Source organism: Fibrobacter sp. HC4 (assembly GCF_023373925.1).
In the GTDB taxonomy this organism is placed as follows: Bacteria; Fibrobacterota; Fibrobacteria; order Fibrobacterales; family Fibrobacteraceae; genus Fibrobacter.
In genome coordinates this window covers 137,600-154,729 of record NZ_JALCZV010000003.1, presented here as the reverse complement: position 1 = coordinate 154,729, position 17,130 = coordinate 137,600, and the positions used below count along the sequence as shown (strand labels likewise).

The following is a 17,130-nucleotide window of genomic DNA, read 5'->3' as shown; positions in this document are numbered from 1 at the left end:
GTCCATGGCAAAAAAGGAACAGTCAACACCCGTCATCCAGAATAGAAAGGCAAACCACCTTTACTTCGTGGACGAAACCTTCGAGGTGGGCATCATGCTCATCGGTTCCGAAGTCAAGTCCATTCGCGACGGCAAGTGTACCATTGGCGAAGCCTGGATTGACATTGACGAAAAGAAGAACGAGCTCTGGCTGGTAGGTGCCCGCATCGACGAGTACCTATTCGCCAACCGCTTCAACCACATTCCTGCAAGACGCCGCAAGCTCCTGGCCCATGGCCACGAAATCGAAAAGATGCGCAAGGCCAAGGAACAGAAGGGCTGCACCCTGATTCCTCTGAAGTTGTACTTCAAGAATCGTCGCGCCAAGCTGGAAATGGGCATCTGCCGCGGTAAGGACCAGCACGACAAACGTCAGACCATTATGGAACGCGACGCCAAGATGGAAATGGATCGCGCAGCAAAGGCACACAAGTAATGAACAAGGTTTTGTGGGTACTGCTTTTCTGCCTAGCAACCGCCTCTGCGGTGTGGGCCGGTAAAACGGACGTAGAGAATTTCGCCCAAAGTAAGGGCGCCTCTTTCCATTGGTATCCCGTTCAAAAAACGTTCACCCTAGAAAGAAACAAGGACACGGTCAAGTTCGCCATCGGCCTCCCCTACGCAAGTCTCCACGGCAAGACAATCAACCTTGCAGCAGCTCCAGTTCTTTCTGCAGGCCGCATCCAAATTGATTCCGTCGACGCAGCAAAATTTTTTGAGGCAGAACAAACCGCAAAAAGTTCCGCCCAACAGGCAGCCGTTTCATCAAGCAGTGTAAAGGCAGCCCCCGCAACAACAAATACAACAACCACAGCCCAAGCACCCGCCCCCGCAAAAAATGAAACCGCAGGCACCCGCGAAGTCAAGACCATCGTTATCGACCCGGGCCACGGCGGCAAGGACTCAGGCGCCATCGGTTCCAAGTCTCAGGAAAAAGACATTGTCCTTACCGTAGGCAAGCTCCTCAAGAAGGAATTGGAAAAGGAAGGCTTTAGCGTCAAGATGACCCGCGACAAGGATTACTTTGTCGAACTGGGCCAGCGGGCCAATCTAGCAAACCAATGGGATGGCGACCTCTTCATCAGCCTCCACTGCAACGCCGTTGACGCCACTCCCGAACGCAAGAAGATTATCAAGGGCTACCACGTCTACGTACTCCGCGCTCCCGAAAGCGAAGAAGACAAGGCCATCGCCCGCCGCGAAAACAAGGTGGCCACCCTCTACGGCGAAAAGAACGCCAAGGAAGAACTCTCCCCCATCGAATGGTTTAAGCTGGAAGCCCGTCTGGAAAAGTACAAGCAGAACAGCTACATGTTCACCGAAGAACTTCTTAAGGCTAACGATGGCTACAAGATTCGCAAGCAGGCCGGCGGCGTAGGCGGTGCTGGCTTCATGGTACTCGTGGGTGCGTTAATGCCCGCAGTGCTTTACGAAATCGGTTTCATCAGTAACCTTGAGGACGAAGCCTACATGATGAGCGACGCCGGACAGAAGGATATCGCCGAACGCATTTCCAAGGCAGTCACCAGCTACAAGGAAGCCGTTCACAACTACCGCGAAACCCTGGGCAGGTAAAGGTTAAAGATTAAAGGTTAAAGTATAAAGAGAGGTGACTCCGGTGGAGTCGCCTTTTTGACAAGTCCGCGGCACCTATTTTTTACGTCGTATGAGTAAAAAGTCCTCGGTCTAAACCGAGGACTTCTCAAATTCGCGAAGTTCGCTTTATAGGTTACAGAGGATTACTCAGCGTCCATGTCAGCTTCGTCGATTTCAGCGTTGTGGTAAACGTCCTGAACGTCGTCGTGATCTTCGAACTTGTCGATGAGCTTGAGCAGCTTCACAGCGTCGTCGTGGCCCAGCTTGACGGGGTCGTTAGCGACGTAGGTGATTTCAGCGCTCATCATTTCGATGCCAGCACCTTCAAGAGCGCGGGTAACGGCGTCGAATGCTTCCGGAGAGGTGGAAACTTCGTGGATGCCGTCTTCAGTGCTCATGTCGTCTGCACCAGCTTCCAGAACCAGGTCCATAACCTGATCTTCGCTGTACTTTTCTGCATCGATAACAATCATACCCTTGTAGGTAAATGCCCAAGTAACGGAACCGGTTTCGCCCATGGCGCCGCCGTTCTTGTTGAAGATGTTACGGATTTCAGCAACGGTACGAACCTTGTTGTCGGTCATGCACTGCACCATGATGGCAATGCCTGCAGGACCGCGACCTTCGTACAGCGGTTCGGTAACGTCTGCACCACCGTTAGCGCCAGTACCCTTGGCAATAGCACTTTCGATGTTCTTGGTGGGCAAGCTCTGAGACTTGGACTTGATGATAGCAGCACGGAGACGCGGGTTTGCATCCGGGTTGCCGCCGCCAAGCTTAGCAGCGATAGAAATTTCCTTAATCAACTTGTTCCATGCCTTAGCACGGGCAACGTCAGTCTTAGCTTTCTTACGTTTGGTGGTGGCCCATTTGGAGTGACCGGACATAAATTACCTCATATAGGTTGCAAAAGTTTCGGGTCAAAAAATAATTTTTTTTTGGACGTCTGTCCTTAAATTCCGCAAGTTTTATATAAAAAAATCAAGAAAAAAGCCGCCACCCTTCTCTACGAAAGGCAGCGGCATTTATAAGTTTCGAACTACAAAGAAGATTATTTCTTCTTACGCATAGCGCACTGGCGCTTTTCCTTGACGCTCAGGCTCGGATCATCGCAGCCATCACCAGAAGAAACCTTCTTGTGCTTATTCTTCTTGACAGGAGCCTCATCCTTTACAGCCTTGCCCTTCTTGGCCGGCTTCGTAACGGGAGCTTCTTCAGCTTCTACACGACGCTTGCGGGTAGAAATGGTTCCATCGTCATCAGAAAGTTTGCGGTTTCCGTTCTTCTTCTGAAGAGCTTGCAACTTCTTCTTGTCCATAGGATCAGCGGAAGCCTTGGTAATGGCGCGGTCATACTTACCGCCCCACACGTTACCAATCAAGGAACCGGATTCCAGAGCATCCTTCAGAATGCCCTTAGCCCATTCATCGTTGGCCGGAGGCAACAGCTTGAACTTCAGGTTACGAATACGGGTAGGTTCTTCTTCATAATAAAGCATCATGTCAAAGAAACCAACCTGATATTCCTGACCGTCGGTACCAGCAGCCGTAGAGGGAACGTATGCGAGAACCGCATAAAGTTCACCGTCAAAGAGACCGGTAATCAAGACGTCGCCGTCTCCACCCGGAGCCTGGACTTCACCCGTAGCCTGGAAGGCCCACGGAGCGACATCCACCGTCAACTGGAACTTGTGGAAACCCTTTTCAACCTTCTTCAGTTTAAGCAGCGCCCCAGAGAAAGCCTGGAATTCAGGCTTCAGGTTCTGAGCAGAGCAAACAACTGCAAAGGCCAGAAAGAGAAATGCAAGTAACTTCTTCATAATTCTAATCCTCTTTTAATCCGGGTTAGAAACCCAATCCACTAATCAAGACTTAGTTCTTGTAGAACAGAGCCTTGGCTGCTTCGAACATGGGATCCTTTTCATCCGGGTTGCGGCATTCGGTATAGATACGAACCTTGGGTTCGGTACCGGACGGGCGAACCAGCATCCAGGAATCGTCTTCGAAAATGATCTTCACGCCGTCGAGAGTGAGCAACTGCTTAACGGTCTTTTCGGTGTTGCCAACCATGACCTTAGCACCGACCTGTGCGGCTTCGGCAACAGCGTTCACCTTGGCGATGAGCGGAGCACCGACCAGGGACTTGTCCACTTCGAAACCAGCGCGGCTGGGGTAGAAGCGGCCATATTCAGCATAGAGGGCATCCAGGTATTCACCTAGGTTCTTGCCGGTGGTAGCCATGATTTCGAGAGCGATGAGAAGGCCGAACTGAGCATCCTTTTCCAGGGTGTTGTTGAGGCCGGAAATACCATCAGATTCTTCGAAGGCGACCAGAGCCTTATCCTTGGCATTGCGAGACAACCAGGGGCGGAAGTTCTTGAAGCCCACCGGAGTTTCCATAACGGGAACGCCCAGCTTTTCAGCAATGATGTTCACGAAGTTAGAAGTAGCAACAGACTTTGCAACCACGCCCTGTTCCTTGCGCCAGGTAGCCATGTAGTGGAAAGCGATTGCGCCGAACTGGTTCATGTCGATTTCGCGAGAACCATCGTAGAAGCGGATACGGTCACCATCCGGGTCAAAGATTGCGCCCAGGCGGAAGAAGGACTTGCTTTCGTCCAGAGCCTTGCGGACCATTTCCAGGTTCTTGGAAGACGGTTCCGGAGCAACACCGCCGAACAGGCTGTCGTCTTCGTTACGGATGGTAACGAGGCACTGGGGATTGTCCAGGAGAGCGGCCGGACGACGACGGGTAGAACCGTGAACGTGGTCGCAGACCAAAGTCAGACGATCCTTCTTGATGAAGTCCTTGATACGGTCAAACTTGATGGTGCCCTGCTTGATCAGGAATTCCTTGTAGATCTTCAGGGAGTCGATGATTTCCCAGTCAACCTTGGAGACCGGTTCGAACTTCCAGGTGCTCATCATTTCGTTAGAGAGCTTGGTAATCACGTTGGTGATTTCCGGACCTGCAGGACCGCCGTCTGCGGGGTTGAACTTGATGCCGTTGTAGTGGCTGGGGTTGTGGCTAGGAGTCATGTTGATGGAGCAGGCAGCACCCAGCATTTCGATTGCAGCGGAGAATTCCGGAGTCGGCATTTCGTTGCCGTAGTAAACCTTCACACCGGCCTTGGCGAACTGGTCAGCCACAGCTTCGCAGAATTCGTGACCCAGGAGACGGTTGTCGTGGCCAACCACAACGCCGCGCTTCTGAAGTTCAGCGAAGTCCTTGACGCCAAGAGCTTCGAACATAGCAGCATCAGCTTCCTTGTAGAGGCGGACGATAGCTGCGCCTACGACCTGCAGATTACGGAGAGTGAATTCAGAACCGATTTCGCCACGCCAGCCGGAAGTGCCGAAGCTAACCTTTGCCGGTTCCTGAGAGGTGAGAGCCACCTGCTTGACCTGTTCTACCAGAGCCATGTCGGTAGCGGGGTTAAATTCGGGGGACTGGATCTTCTTCCAAATCTGAGTAATGTTTTCCATAGTGGTTCCTATTTTAAAGTTTTCGGGCATTAATTTACAAAAATTTTGTTACAAACGATACCCCTCCCCACCAAAAAGGGGCTTATCTCGCCCCTGTATATTTTAATGTTATTTTTTGACATAAAAAGAACAGCATACGGTAAAAAGAAAGGTAAAAATCCAGGTCATTACGTCCTTAAAGGCACCAAATCCCCCGTTTACACCGATTTTCGCGAAAAATAATGGGGGTAAAGCGACATTTGCAAGGTCCAAATCTTCATTTTATAGCTATTTTTAAGGCATGCAAATTACAAAAGCTTCTCAACTTACTGGTGTTTTTCCCGCATTGTTCACTCCGCTGATGAACGATGATCCTAAGAACCTTAACAACTCCATCGACTACAAGAAGATGGAAAAGATGATTGACGACCTCATTGCCTCTGGCGTTTCCGGTATTCTCCCGGTTGGCACCACTGGTCAGAGCGCCACCGTCACTCACAAGCAGCATCTGGACATCATCAAGTTCACTCTGGACTACGTAGGCGGCCGCGTTCCCGTTATCGCAGGCGCAGGCTCCAACTGCACTCGTGAATCTGTGGAAATGATTCAGGAAATCCTGAAGATTGCTGAAGTCCCCATGCTCTGCGTGACCGGTTACTACAACAACCCGTCCCAGGAAGGCATCGAAAAGCATTTCAAGACCTTGAGCGAAGAAACTGGCGCCAAGATCATCATCTATAACGTTCCGGGCCGTACCGCTAGCTACGTCCACCCCGACACCCTCATCGCCCTTTCCGAAGACAAGAACATCATCGGTCTCAAGCAGGCAGTTGACTTCCGTATCGGCGAAAAGTTCCACGAAGACACCAAGCGTGTCATCAACGAAACCAAGAACAACGACTTTGCCGTTCTCTCTGGCGAAGACGGTTTCTTCATCGACATGCTCGAAATGGGTGGCCAGGGCCTCATTACCGCAACCGGTAACATCCCCGAAGCAGCAAAGATCTTCTCTGACCTTTACAAGGCTTATGTAGCCGGCGACTCCTCCAAGGCCAAGGACCTGCAGAGCGCCGCCCGCGACTACGTGGAAGCAACCTTCTGCCGCAAGAACCCCATTCCTCTGGGAACCATGTTCAACAGCCCGTTGTTCCAGCCCATGACCAGCGTCAAGGACACCGCCCGCGGCGAAGAAGCCGTAGAACGCATCATGAAGCTCATCAACGAAAAGGCAGAAAGCCTCAAGAAGTATCACGTTTAATAGGTTTGAGGGCGCACCTTCGGTGCTTTCAGGTTTGAGGACGGTCCTTCGGACCTTTGAGTTAAAGTAAGGCGGCAAAGCCGCGATCATTTGACTCATACCTCAAGCGAGCACTGCGAGCGACCTCGAACCTCATACCTCACAAGGAGAATATCATGGCTAAGAATCAGAAAGTTCAGAAGTCCATTAGCGACGAAGTCTGCGCTTACATCAGCAAGCAGAAGCTCCTCCCCATCCCCGTTCAGACCCTGAACGAAGAAGTGGAAGCAACCCGCTACTTTGGTGGCGACCTGAAGGAATTCATCGAAGCCGCAAAGTCCCTGGGCGCAAAGAGCATCTTTGTCGAAACCCTGTACCTTGAAGAAGACGAATTCTTCTATGACAGCGGTATGGATGACGAAGAATATCTGGAAACCTACGGCGCTGACTGCAATTGCGGTTGCCAGTGCGGTTGCTGCTGCGAAGACAAGGCCGAAAAGAAGGCAGACAAGAAGTCCAAGAAGGCCGCTAAGGTTGAAGAAGAGGAAGAAGATGGCGTATGGCTGGAACCGGAAGACCTGGACGGTCTGGACCTGTCCCTCCTGAAGCCGGAAATCGCTTCTTACATGGACCGCGTTGGCGAAAGCTGCGGCGTCCGTCTCACCGTTCCCGGTGTTGACCACCTGGAAGTGGAAATCTTCGCAGACTGGTACGACGAATTCGCCGAACTGGTAGACGAAGCTTCCGAAATCATCGAAGACGATCCCGTCGGCGCTCTGGAAGAAATGCAGGCCGCATTCGACGAAGCTGAAGCTGCAGCCGAAGCCGAAGAAAAGGCAGCACTCGAAGCCGAAAAGGCCAAGGGCACCAAGAAGATCGCAGCTCACCCCCCGAAAAAGGCTAAGTAATATCAGACTAGCGAAGCTTTAAAGAACGACCGGTTTATGCCGGCCGTTTTTTATATTGGTTATCATGAAATCCGTAAGCACAATCTTGTTTATTCTCCTACTCGCATTAAATTCGTTTGCGGCCACCCCTATTGTAACGCATGAATCTAGAATTGTGCAATCCATTCCAACGAATATTGAGAATTACGTCCACGACACAAATTACGACGGAGATTATTCCGATCACAGCCCTTTTTTGAGATTTATGGGTTACCTTTATTCTGTCGCAGGAATACTTGGCGGAATTATGGTGATTGGTGTTGACGTAGGTTTAAACAGTGGTAGTGCAACAGGCATCGGAGTTGGAGCAGGTCTAATCGCCCTTGGTACCACAGGAATTGTTTTACTTTCATGGTAACTAAAAAGTCTCGGATTACTCCGGGACTTTTTTAATTGAAATCTATGCGACGATAAGCCGCAGCTTTTAAGTGTGATACAACTTGCTAGTCTGATAATTCGGTTCAGAGGTCAAGTTCACACCCAGGCGGCGGAACACGCCTACATCAACCTGAGAGAGGATGACGCTGGCATGGACTTCGCAGTGGCGGAGTTCCGGAAGCTTTTCCAGAGCGATCTTTGCGTTGTAATCGGTCAGGGCGCAAACAGAGAGTGCCACCAGCACTTCGTCCATATGGAGACGGGGATTGGTGTGGCCCAGCTGCTTGGTCTTCAGGCTCTGAATAGGTTCAATGACCATGGGAGAAAGCAGACGGACTTCATCAGGAATACCAGCCAGGTGCTTGAGGGCATCCAGAAGCATGGCAGAGGATGCGCCCAGCAAGGAGGATGTCTTTGCGGCAATCACAGCGCCATCCTGAAGTTCAATAGCAACGGCGGGGCCGTTAGTTTCTGCGGCACGCTTGAGAGCGGCGGCAACAACCGGACGGTCGGCGGTGCTAATGTGAGCCTGTTCCATGACCAGCTGCTGCTTGTAAACCTGATCCTGATCAGCGTTGCCCTTACGAACATCGCAGAGGGTGTTGTAGTAGCGGCGGATGATTTCTTGCTTGGCGGCTTCGCTAACAGCGTCATCATCGATGATGCAGTTACCAGCCATGTTCACGCCCATGTCAGTGGGGCTCTTGTACGGAGATTCACCAAGGATGCGGGTGAACAGAGCGTTCAGAACCGGGAACACTTCAACATCACGGTTATAGTTGATGGTGGTCTTGCCGTAAGCTTCCAGATGGAACGGGTCAATCATGTTCACATCGTTCAAGTCAGCAGTGGCAGCTTCGTAAGCCAAGTTCACCGGATGCTTCAGAGGAATGTTCCAGATGGGGAACGTTTCGAACTTTGCGTAACCGGCCTTGACGCCGCGGGTATTTTCGTGATAAATCTGGGAAAGGCACACAGCCATCTTTCCACTTCCCGGACCCGGAGCGGTCACCACTACCAGTTCGCGAGTGGTTTCAACAAACTGGTTCTTGCCGTAGCCATCGTCGCTCACCACCAGCGGAATGTTGTTGGGGTAACCGGCAATGGGATAATGGCGGTAAACCTTCAGACCTAGACCTTCCAACTTCTTCTGGTAAGCAAGAGCACTGGGCTGGTCCTGCCAACGAGTCAGCACCACGCTGCTCACATAGAGACCGTAACCGCGGAAGGCGTCGATCAGACGGAGAACGTCCTGATCGTAGGTAATGCCCAGGTCACCGCGGACCTTATTCTTTTCGATATCGTTGGCATTGACGGCGATAATAACTTCGGCCTTGTCCTTCAGCTTTTCGAGCATGCGGATCTTGGAATCTGGGGCGAAGCCAGGCAGTACACGGCTTGCGTGGTGGTCATCAAAGAGCTTTCCGCCAAATTCAAGGTAAAGCTTTCCACCGAACTTTGCAATACGTTCGGCAATCTTCTCGGACTGCGTTCTCAAGTACGCGTCGTTATCAAATCCAACTTTGAACATATATGCTCCACATGCATAAAATTTATCGGGTCAAAAATAAAAAATTGGAGCCGTCTCCCCTAGGGTTGTAATCTAAAAAAAAGACGCAATTCACAAGGAATTGCGCCTTTAAGGTCAGACATTTTACATAGAATGAAATAATTATTTCTTATTCCCCACAGTCATCAATCCACCACCATGGTGGCAGATCCATAGGCCTTGACAGGGCGACCATTTTCATCAAATTCCGTGGTATAACGGACATGGAACGGGATCCTCTTTTCGGTCAACGGAATGATGCCTTCCACACTAGCGAGGCCAGCATCAATCTTTCGATGCCATTCACGGTACATATCCGCAAAATCCGCAGGGAAAAATCCATTTTCAATAACAGGCTCCGGATAATTACGAACCAAGGGAGGCAAGCCAAGGTCACGCTGACAGCGGAAACAGGGGCGCATTTCCTTGGTAGCCACAGAGTACTCCCAGAAATAAATATTAGCCTGTTCACTGGCGGCCTTAAAGCGACGCTCTGCAGCCTGCATCTGGAGCAGCATATTCTTTTCGACTGTAATGTTTCTTATCGTCACAAAGAAGAGACGGCTAACCTTGCTCACGCCAATCAACTGAATGCAGCTACGCACGCAAAGCCGTTCAAAGCCGCAGCAGGCCGAGCGCACATTTCTCCAGGTTTCACATTCCTGTTCCTCTCTCTTTTCTGCCGCCTTTTCCAGACACTCCATATAGATCTTCATGTTAGAAGCATCCATCGTCTTGACCGGATTCGAGTTCACCAAGTCTTTTTCAGACAAGTTCATACCCATTTCGCGAAGGAACTTAGGATTCACCCGGAGAACTTCCAGAGAATCGCCACGCTGTTCAAGAATAGCGGCGGCTCCCACAAAGTTGCTGAAAATCAAGGTTTCAAGAGAATCAGGATCCCAGAATTTACCCGCATCCAGGACACTGTTCAAATTCATCTGCGGTACAATGGAGCCCACAGAATTGCCATTCAAAAGTTTCTCATATTCAGAGATAGGAACAGGCTTGGAGTACAGAAAACCTTGTACGTAATCGCAACCGACACTCTTCAAGAAATCGGCCTGTTCAACGGTTTCAACACCTTCGGCAATTACAGGAAGCTGCAGCCACTTGGCCATACGCACAATGGAGCTCAAGATCGTTCCGCCGCGTTCGTTACCGATACTTCCCGCAATAAATTTCAGGTCCAACTTGAGAACGTCAAAATCAATATCCTTCAGCACATTCAGCGAAGAATACCCACTGCCAAAATCATCCATTTCGACAGTGTATCCCAGTCGATGCAATTTATCGATGGTATCAATGATAATCTGGGAGCCCGAAATTGCAGCCGTTTCTGTCAATTCCACATGAATGAGCTTTGTAGGAACATCATACTTGCAACGGAGGGCTTCCATTCTCTGGATGTAATCCTCCCGCAAGATATCATTTCGGGACATGTTCACCGAAATGCGAACTAAAGGCAAATTAGAATCTATGCTATGGCGAAGAAATCTGCAGACCCGTTCAAAGACATAGAGATCAATCTCGGGAATACGTCCCTGCTCTTCAAGAACAGGAATAAAATCAGCAGGAGAAATAAAACCGAACTTAGGAGACGCCCAACGAACGAGCGCTTCCGCACCAATCAGCATCCCAGTAGAATGGTTATACTGCGGCTGAAAATAAACTTGAAACTCCTCGCCGGCTATAGCCGAGTCCAGATTCTCCAAAATTTCTTTTGAACTGATCATAGCACTTAACCCAAAAAATTCCCTATGGTCTAAACTACAATAATCCCACCTAAAAAAAAATAGTGCACAAGGACTTTCTAAAGGTTCTTTATATTCCAATCAGGAATATACGTAACCAAAACGAAACAAAAAATCCCGCTAGGCAAAACCTAACGGGACATAAAACAGTTAACAAACGAATGTTGGTATTACACCACGCGGGTCATACCACTCATTCTGGCTCTCAGCCATGCACCGATTTCTTCAACCGGGTGCTTGCGGATGCTTGCATTGACCTTGATGAGTTCTTCGTTATCAACAGCGGTGGACTTGCCTTCGCCGAAGATAGCGCCGATATCTTCCTTAGTGACTTCCTTAGCCATGAAGTCCTTCAGCAGAGGCACGCACTTGTTAGCGAACAGGTAGCAGCCGTATTCTGCGGTGTCGGAGATAACGCGGTTCATTTCGAACAGCTTCTTACGAGCGATGAGGTTTGCAATGAGCGGAGTTTCGTGGAGGGATTCGTAGTATGCGCTCATGGGCTTGATGCCGACGGAGCACATGGTTTCGAAAGCCAGTTCCACACCGGCCTTGATCATAGCGACCATGAGGACGCCGCGGTCGAAGTATTCCTGTTCGGAGATAGCCTTATCGGTAGCTGCAACCTTTTCGAATTCCAGTTCGCCAGTAGCTGCACGCCATGCCAGGAGGTCCTTGTCACCAGCTTCCCAGTCGATCATCATGGTAGAGGAGAACTTACCGGAGATGATGTTGTCCTGATGTTCCTGGTAGAGGCCGCGCATGATGACCTTCATCTTTTCGGAGAGTTCGTTTGCACGAACCTTAGCCGGGTTGGAGAGGCGGTCCATCATGTTGGTGATACCACCGTGCTTCAGGGCTTCGGAAATGGTTTCCCAACCGTACTGGAGGAGCTTGGTTGCGTATGCCGGTTCAACACCGAATTCCTTGACCATCTTGTCGTAGCAAAGGATGGTACCAGTCTGGAGCATACCGCAGAGGATGGTCTGTTCGCCCATGAGGTCGGACTTCACTTCTGCAACGAAAGAGCTTTCGAGAACGCCCGGACGGTCGGCATGGAGACCAGCGGCGTAAGCCTTGGCATAGTCCCAACCCTTGCCTTCGGGGTCGTTTTCGGGATGGACAGCGATCAAGCAGGGCATACCGAAACCGCGAACGTATTCAGAACGGACTTCGGAACCCGGACCCTTGGGAGCCACCATGATAACGGTGATGTCTTCTCGGATCTGCTGGCCTTCTTCAACGATGTTGAAGCCATGGCTGTAGGAGAGAGCTGCGCCCTTCTTCATGAGCTTCATGACAGCGGGGATCACGTTGTGGTGCTGCTTATCCGGTGTGAGGTTGCAAACCAGGTCAGCAGTGGGGATCATTTCTTCGTAGGTACCGACGGCGAAACCGTTTTCGGTAGCGTTCTTCCAGGACTGACGCTTTTCAGCGATTGCTTCCGGACGGAGGGTGTAGGAAACATCGAGACCGCTATCACGCAGATCGAGACCCTGATGGAGACCCTGAGCGCCGCAACCGACGAACACGATCTTCTTGCCCTTGAGGGCTTCTACACCGCGAGAAAATTCAGAAGAATCCATGAAACGGCAGTGACCGATTTCTTCCAGCTGACGACGCAGAGGAATGGAATTGAAGTAATTGATACCCATGATTATTTAACCTCTTTTGAGTAGTATTTAAAGTTTTTACGGGGGTAAATATAATAAAAGGCGAGTGATACGGCAAAAAGCATTACGTTTTTTGGGCGTTCCAAGCCGATTCCTCTACTTTATTTTTTAAAATCTGCGTTCCCGGCCCGCATTCCCCATATTTTTTCCTATAAATGGGTGAAAGCAAAAAAGGACTGCATACAATATGGAAAACAAAGAGGAAATTCGGGAAATCAAGGTCCACGGAATCTATAGGCACTTCAAAAACCGTTTTTACATCGTAGAAGGGGTGGCCAAGCATTCCGAAACTCAGGAAGATTACGTCATTTACCGCAAACTTTACGGCGACAACGCCATGTGGATCCGCGAAAAGTCCATGTTTTTAAGCGAAGTGGACCACGAAAAATACCCGGAAGTCAAGCAGAAATACCGTTTCGAGTTGGTCGACCTCTCTGAAAAATCATTTTAACTTCAACAAACTTGCTTTTCTACAAATTATTAGATAGTTTTGGGAGTCAAGAGGACAAAAGATTATGGGAAAAACTTTACTTTGTATCGCAGTATTGGGATTAGCTCTTCTTTGCGGATGTAGCGAATCCAGTTCTTCAGCATCTGCCACTGGAACGCAAACTTGCGGTAGTGGCAAGGCTTCTGTCACCATGACCTGCGACTTCGACCTTTGCGAACAGTACGACGCCTACCGCAAGGAAGCCAACAACTCCTTGCTAATGCAGACAAGTCCGGACCTGTTCGCCGGCCGATTCATGGAACGAATGACCGCAGCCGGTTGCACCAACTAGGCTTTTCTAATTCTTATCCAGCACATGGCGCCGCCACTTGCCGCTCTTCCAGCGCAAGTAGAACAGGACTGGCGCCGTGCTATACACGCACACCACGATAATCCACGCATAATGGGGCGGCACTTTTATGATATAGGCCGCTACGTATAGGGCTATGGTGTTAAACCAGTTCATAACGGCACAGGCGCACATGACCCACACCGTGTCTCCAGCGCCGCGCAGGGCACCACAGTAAACTACCAGCAGTACTTCCACGAAGATATACAATGTTGCAAAACGCAGCATAAAGATCCCCATGGGACGGGCAGATTCGAATATGGCTATAGCCTCTGCAGAGGCGGTCACGTCGGGCCTAAACACGTCGGCCAGAACGCCTGGCAAGAATATCAAAAGGACAGCAATCAGCAGGGAATACCCCCACCCCACCTTTAGACCTGAATACGTAGAGCGGGAGGCCGCGGCAGCACTTTTTGCACCAACATAACGTCCGACCAAACTGGTAGACGCAACTTCCAGACCCATCAATGGCACATAGGCCACCATATCCCAGTTAAACATGATGGAGGCCGCCGTGGCCGCTTCGGCACCAAGGCCGTGGAACAGCAAAATCATCAGCTGGAACGCCGCCATATTCAGGAACATTTCTACGCCTGATGGCATGCCTCGTTTAAGCAGTTCCTTCACCTGAGCCAGATTAAATTTTAGGTTCGACCTTGTTCCGTAAAGCGAATGGTACCGCTTGCCAAAATAGACCACAAACAACATCACCGTCGAGACGATATTACCAATGACTGTACCATAGGCCGCTCCCGCCACACCTAGACGCGGACACGGGCCCACACCGAAAATCAGGAAATAGTTACAGACGATATTTACCAGCATACCCGCAAAGGCAGCCTTCATGATAATCTTCGTCTCACCGATTCCGCTAAAGAAACAAGGAGCCGCATTTCGAACCAGAGAAACAATTCCGCCGATCATCAAAATATTAAAGTACAGTTTCTGATAAGCCAGCTGGTCCGCCGCCAATCCCTGCTGTTCAAAAATCAAATGCCCCAGGGGGATCATCAAATAGAGAAAGGGCACGCAGGCAAGGGATAAATACACGGCCTGCATGAACACGCTTGCGCATTCCTGCTTCTTTCCGGCACCAAAACGCTGGGCAACCATTGCCGTCGTATAGCTGATCATACCCGTGAAAAAAGTGATCAGGACAAGATTCATGCCGCCCGCACCAAGGCTGGCGTTCATTTCGGCAGGACCCAACCGACTCAAGAAAAGACGGTCTACAAAGGTCATCAAGGTATCAAAGGACATGGAAAGCAGCATGGGCAACGCCACCACCAGCACATCCTTGATGTCGCCGTTCTTTCTGAACTTGATCTTTGGAGTTTTTTCGATATGTCCGGTAAATTCATCAATCATGAGACCGTCTCAAAGCAGGTGCACAATTTAGCAATAAACTTTTGAACCAACCATATTTTTTCTAAAAAATCAGATTTTACCCTCCCCCTCTCTCGTAATTCGTAACTCGTAATTCATCTCATAATTCATAACTCATAATTCATAATTACTATATTTGCCCCCACTATGTTTTCACAGTTGACTGATTCTCTAGAAAATACCCTCAAGAACCTGCGTGGCCAGGGCAAGCTTACCGAAGAAAACGTTGCGGAATCCCTTCGCGAAGTCCGCCGCGCCTTCCTGGAAGCCGACGTAAACTTTAACGTAACCCGCGACTTCGTGAAGGCCGTCAAGGAAAAGGCCCTCGGCAGCGAAGTGCTTACCTCTGTGACCCCGGGTCAGCAGATTGTGAAAATAATCCACGACGAACTTGTTGCCGTCATGGGTGGCGAAACTAAGGAAATCAACCTTTCCGCCCCCGCTCCCGTGGGCATCATGATGGTGGGCCTTCAGGGTTCCGGTAAGACCACCTTCGCAGGAAAGATCGCCCTGTGGATGCGAACCAAGAAGAAGCGTAAGCCTCTCCTGGTGGCAGCCGACGTATACCGCCCCGCCGCTATCAAGCAGTTGCAGGTGCTGGGCAAGTCCATCGGCATTCCCGTTTACGACGAAGGCCAGGGCAATCCCGTAGAAATTATCAAGCATGGTTACCAGTACGCCAAGGACAACGGCTTTGACCTGGTAATCTACGATACCGCAGGCCGTCTGCAGATCGACGAAGAACTGATGCAGGAACTGGAACAGGCCCAGGAAGCCGTCCACCCCGACGAAGTGCTCTTCGTTGCCGACGCCATGATCGGTCAGGAAGCCGTAAATGTCGCCGAAACCTTCTGGCAGCGACTGAAGTTCACCGGCGTCTGCCTTTCCAAGATGGATGGCGACACCCGCGGCGGTGCAGCCCTGTCCATCAAGAAGATGACCGGCGTACCTATCTGCTTTATCGGTGTCGGCGAAAAGCTCCCCGAAATCGAACTGTTCCATCCGGACCGTATGGCTAGCCGTATCCTCGGCATGGGCGACGTGGTCTCTCTCGTGGAAAAGGCACAGCAGGTCATCGACGAAAAGGACGCCAAGGACCTCAAGAAGAAGATCCTGAACAACACCTTCGACCTGAATGACTTCTTGAACCAGCTCCGCACCATCAAGAAGCTGGGCCGCCTCAAGGACATCCTGGGCATGATCCCCGGCCTGAACAAGCTGCCCATCGACCAGATTGACGAAAAGGAACTTGTCTACGTAGAAGCCGTCCTCAGTTCCATGACCCCCAAGGAACGCAAGAACCCCAGCATCCTCAACGGCAGCCGCAAGGACCGCGTGGCAAAGGGTTCCGGCACCGAAATCGGTCGCGTGAACGCCGTGCTCAAGCAGTACGAGACCATGAAGGAAATGTTCAAGAAGGTTGGCGAATTCGCCAAGAGACAGAACGGCGGCGCCCAGATCGGCTCCAACTACACTCCCCCCAAGGATAAGAACAAGAAGAAAAAAAAGCACTAAGGTGAGAGAAGCGAAAATGAGGTAACTCATTTTCATTTCCGAGCCGACGTTTTTGGGTCCGAAGGACCAAGAAACACTAATCTTTTTCTTTTAAAGTCTGACTATGTGAAAAGGAAGTCGCCTAGGGCGACTTCCTTTCTTCTCAACCACCAAACTTGGCTAAAGGCGAGTCTAATTAAACGAGGAAGATGTAGGAGCAGAAGCCCACTACGACCAAAGCTCCCCAAATGGTTTCAACAATAGGAGCATACATCTTTACAGTTTTCTTTTCCATATCCAAAACCTCGTTTTAAAGTTTACCGCGGCACCACCCGCTTACACTTATAATTTACCCACTGGTGTGAGAATTTTCACACAGACAAATCCATGTCTTGTTGATAAAAAATCAACGAGTACTAACCGTTGGAATATTACACCGGGTAATATTACGCAATGGAAAATTCCAGCCTGGAACAATGGTTTTCGTCAGAAAAGCAAGGTCAAACCATAAAAAACATACTGAAAACGCACAGAAAAACGTCTGAAAAGAAGTCCTGCGGCTAGTCCGACAGCAAGGCGTTTTTTTTCACACAAAAACCCAATTTTTGAGCGAATTTCGCCAATTACCAGCTTAAACGCCTCAAAATCAGCTCCATCCAATAAATACTTTGTATGCAAAGAACGGATTTTTTTTCGTTGCCGTCCTTTACACACAAAAGCAATGTTACTATATTTGGCCAAAACAATTGAACAACCCCGTTTCGGCAGGTTCAT

At 50.2% G+C, this 17,130-nt stretch carries 16 protein-coding genes; 8 read left to right on the top strand and 8 right to left on the bottom strand.

What is annotated here, in order from left to right; translation table 11 throughout:
* Positions 1-4 precede the first annotated feature (4 nt).
* Together smpB and MMG03_RS03040 are read left to right on the top strand one after the other, a co-directional pair.
* Positions 5-475, top strand: a complete 471-nt coding sequence (gene smpB / locus MMG03_RS03045) for an SsrA-binding protein SmpB (protein ID WP_073156171.1) — start codon at positions 5-7, stop codon at positions 473-475.
* Entirely contained in the window at positions 475-1,614 is a 1,140-nt protein-coding gene (locus MMG03_RS03040; protein ID WP_249505598.1) for an N-acetylmuramoyl-L-alanine amidase, read from the top strand. The genes smpB and MMG03_RS03040 overlap by 1 nt, the downstream gene beginning before the upstream one ends.
* A 164-nt stretch (positions 1,615-1,778) precedes the next feature.
* Here MMG03_RS03040 and MMG03_RS03035 read toward each other — a convergent pair whose 3' ends face one another.
* From MMG03_RS03035 to MMG03_RS03025, 3 genes are all read right to left on the bottom strand, one after another.
* Positions 1,779-2,522: a YebC/PmpR family DNA-binding transcriptional regulator gene (locus MMG03_RS03035; protein WP_073156169.1), complete on the bottom strand. Its 744-nt coding sequence runs from the start codon at positions 2,520-2,522 to the stop codon at positions 1,779-1,781.
* A 164-nt stretch (positions 2,523-2,686) separates the two neighbouring features.
* Positions 2,687-3,454 (bottom strand): hypothetical protein, encoded by a 768-nt coding sequence (locus tag MMG03_RS03030; protein ID WP_073156166.1) that lies wholly within the window; start codon positions 3,452-3,454, stop codon positions 2,687-2,689.
* Positions 3,455-3,506: 52 nt separating this feature from the next.
* Positions 3,507-5,120: a phosphomannomutase gene (locus MMG03_RS03025; RefSeq protein WP_073156164.1), complete on the bottom strand. Its 1,614-nt coding sequence runs from the start codon at positions 5,118-5,120 to the stop codon at positions 3,507-3,509.
* Between the two features lie 280 nt (positions 5,121-5,400).
* On the opposite strand from MMG03_RS03025, the gene dapA reads away from it, so the two are divergent.
* The 3 genes from dapA to MMG03_RS03010 all read left to right on the top strand — a co-directional run bounded on the left by dapA (position 5,401) and on the right by MMG03_RS03010 (position 7,641).
* A complete protein-coding gene (dapA, locus tag MMG03_RS03020) occupies positions 5,401-6,357 on the top strand; it encodes a 4-hydroxy-tetrahydrodipicolinate synthase (RefSeq protein ID WP_073156161.1) in 957 nt (318 codons plus the stop codon).
* Between the two features lie 155 nt (positions 6,358-6,512).
* Complete coding sequence (locus MMG03_RS03015; RefSeq protein WP_073156158.1) at positions 6,513-7,244, top strand: hypothetical protein; 732 nt, start codon at positions 6,513-6,515, stop codon at positions 7,242-7,244.
* A gap of 64 nt (positions 7,245-7,308) precedes the next feature.
* A complete protein-coding gene (locus MMG03_RS03010) occupies positions 7,309-7,641 on the top strand; it encodes a hypothetical protein (protein ID WP_249505597.1) in 333 nt (110 codons plus the stop codon).
* Positions 7,642-7,707: 66 nt separating this feature from the next.
* Here the strand turns inward: MMG03_RS03010 and MMG03_RS03005 are convergent, their stop codons facing one another.
* The 3 genes from MMG03_RS03005 to ilvC form a co-directional block, all read right to left on the bottom strand.
* On the bottom strand, positions 7,708-9,192 hold the full coding sequence (locus MMG03_RS03005; RefSeq protein WP_073156152.1) for a DUF1846 domain-containing protein: 1,485 nt from the start codon (positions 9,190-9,192) through the stop codon (positions 7,708-7,710).
* 164 nt (positions 9,193-9,356) lie between these two features.
* Positions 9,357-10,946 carry an EAL domain-containing protein gene (locus MMG03_RS03000; protein WP_073283015.1) on the bottom strand — a complete coding sequence of 530 codons (1,590 nt, stop codon included), beginning with the start codon at positions 10,944-10,946 and terminating at the stop codon, positions 9,357-9,359.
* Positions 10,947-11,134: 188 nt separating this feature from the next.
* Entirely contained in the window at positions 11,135-12,619 is a 1,485-nt protein-coding gene (gene ilvC, locus MMG03_RS02995; RefSeq protein WP_073156147.1) for a ketol-acid reductoisomerase, read from the bottom strand.
* A 205-nt stretch (positions 12,620-12,824) separates the two neighbouring features.
* Between ilvC and MMG03_RS02990 the strand changes: the two genes are divergently transcribed.
* Positions 12,825-13,088 (top strand): DUF1653 domain-containing protein, encoded by a 264-nt coding sequence (locus MMG03_RS02990; protein ID WP_073156144.1) that lies wholly within the window; start codon positions 12,825-12,827, stop codon positions 13,086-13,088.
* A 64-nt stretch (positions 13,089-13,152) separates the two neighbouring features.
* Positions 13,153-13,419: a hypothetical protein gene (locus MMG03_RS02985; RefSeq protein WP_139258154.1), complete on the top strand. Its 267-nt coding sequence runs from the start codon at positions 13,153-13,155 to the stop codon at positions 13,417-13,419.
* A gap of 6 nt (positions 13,420-13,425) precedes the next feature.
* On the opposite strand, the gene MMG03_RS02980 is transcribed toward MMG03_RS02985, so the two are convergent.
* Positions 13,426-14,844 (bottom strand): MATE family efflux transporter, encoded by a 1,419-nt coding sequence (locus tag MMG03_RS02980; RefSeq protein ID WP_073283012.1) that lies wholly within the window; start codon positions 14,842-14,844, stop codon positions 13,426-13,428.
* Positions 14,845-15,009: 165 nt separating this feature from the next.
* Between MMG03_RS02980 and ffh the strand changes: the two genes are divergently transcribed.
* Positions 15,010-16,377: a signal recognition particle protein gene (gene ffh / locus MMG03_RS02975; RefSeq protein ID WP_073156136.1), complete on the top strand. Its 1,368-nt coding sequence runs from the start codon at positions 15,010-15,012 to the stop codon at positions 16,375-16,377.
* Positions 16,378-16,842: 465 nt separating this feature from the next.
* On the opposite strand, the gene MMG03_RS02970 is transcribed toward ffh, so the two are convergent.
* On the bottom strand, positions 16,843-17,130 hold the full coding sequence (locus tag MMG03_RS02970) for a hypothetical protein (RefSeq protein ID WP_249505596.1): 288 nt from the start codon (positions 17,128-17,130) through the stop codon (positions 16,843-16,845).

Bases quoted from the DNA above. Each gene is read 5' to 3' on its own strand.
- smpB (WP_073156171.1), top strand. From the start codon at position 5: ATGGCAAAAAAGGAACAGTCAACACCCGTCATCCAGAATAGAAAGGCA.
- MMG03_RS03040 (WP_249505598.1), top strand. From the start codon at position 475: ATGAACAAGGTTTTGTGGGTACTGCTTTTCTGCCTAGCAACCGCCTCT.
- MMG03_RS03035 (WP_073156169.1), bottom strand. From the start codon at position 2,522: ATGTCCGGTCACTCCAAATGGGCCACCACCAAACGTAAGAAAGCTAAG.
- MMG03_RS03030 (WP_073156166.1), bottom strand. From the start codon at position 3,454: ATGAAGAAGTTACTTGCATTTCTCTTTCTGGCCTTTGCAGTTGTTTGC.
- MMG03_RS03025 (WP_073156164.1), bottom strand. From the start codon at position 5,120: ATGGAAAACATTACTCAGATTTGGAAGAAGATCCAGTCCCCCGAATTT.
- dapA (WP_073156161.1), top strand. From the start codon at position 5,401: ATGCAAATTACAAAAGCTTCTCAACTTACTGGTGTTTTTCCCGCATTG.
- MMG03_RS03015 (WP_073156158.1), top strand. From the start codon at position 6,513: ATGGCTAAGAATCAGAAAGTTCAGAAGTCCATTAGCGACGAAGTCTGC.
- MMG03_RS03010 (WP_249505597.1), top strand. From the start codon at position 7,309: ATGAAATCCGTAAGCACAATCTTGTTTATTCTCCTACTCGCATTAAAT.
- MMG03_RS03005 (WP_073156152.1), bottom strand. From the start codon at position 9,192: ATGTTCAAAGTTGGATTTGATAACGACGCGTACTTGAGAACGCAGTCC.
- MMG03_RS03000 (WP_073283015.1), bottom strand. From the start codon at position 10,946: ATGATCAGTTCAAAAGAAATTTTGGAGAATCTGGACTCGGCTATAGCC.
- ilvC (WP_073156147.1), bottom strand. From the start codon at position 12,619: ATGGGTATCAATTACTTCAATTCCATTCCTCTGCGTCGTCAGCTGGAA.
- MMG03_RS02990 (WP_073156144.1), top strand. From the start codon at position 12,825: ATGGAAAACAAAGAGGAAATTCGGGAAATCAAGGTCCACGGAATCTAT.
- MMG03_RS02985 (WP_139258154.1), top strand. From the start codon at position 13,153: ATGGGAAAAACTTTACTTTGTATCGCAGTATTGGGATTAGCTCTTCTT.
- MMG03_RS02980 (WP_073283012.1), bottom strand. From the start codon at position 14,844: ATGATTGATGAATTTACCGGACATATCGAAAAAACTCCAAAGATCAAG.
- ffh (WP_073156136.1), top strand. From the start codon at position 15,010: ATGTTTTCACAGTTGACTGATTCTCTAGAAAATACCCTCAAGAACCTG.
- MMG03_RS02970 (WP_249505596.1), bottom strand. From the start codon at position 17,130: ATGAACCTGCCGAAACGGGGTTGTTCAATTGTTTTGGCCAAATATAGT.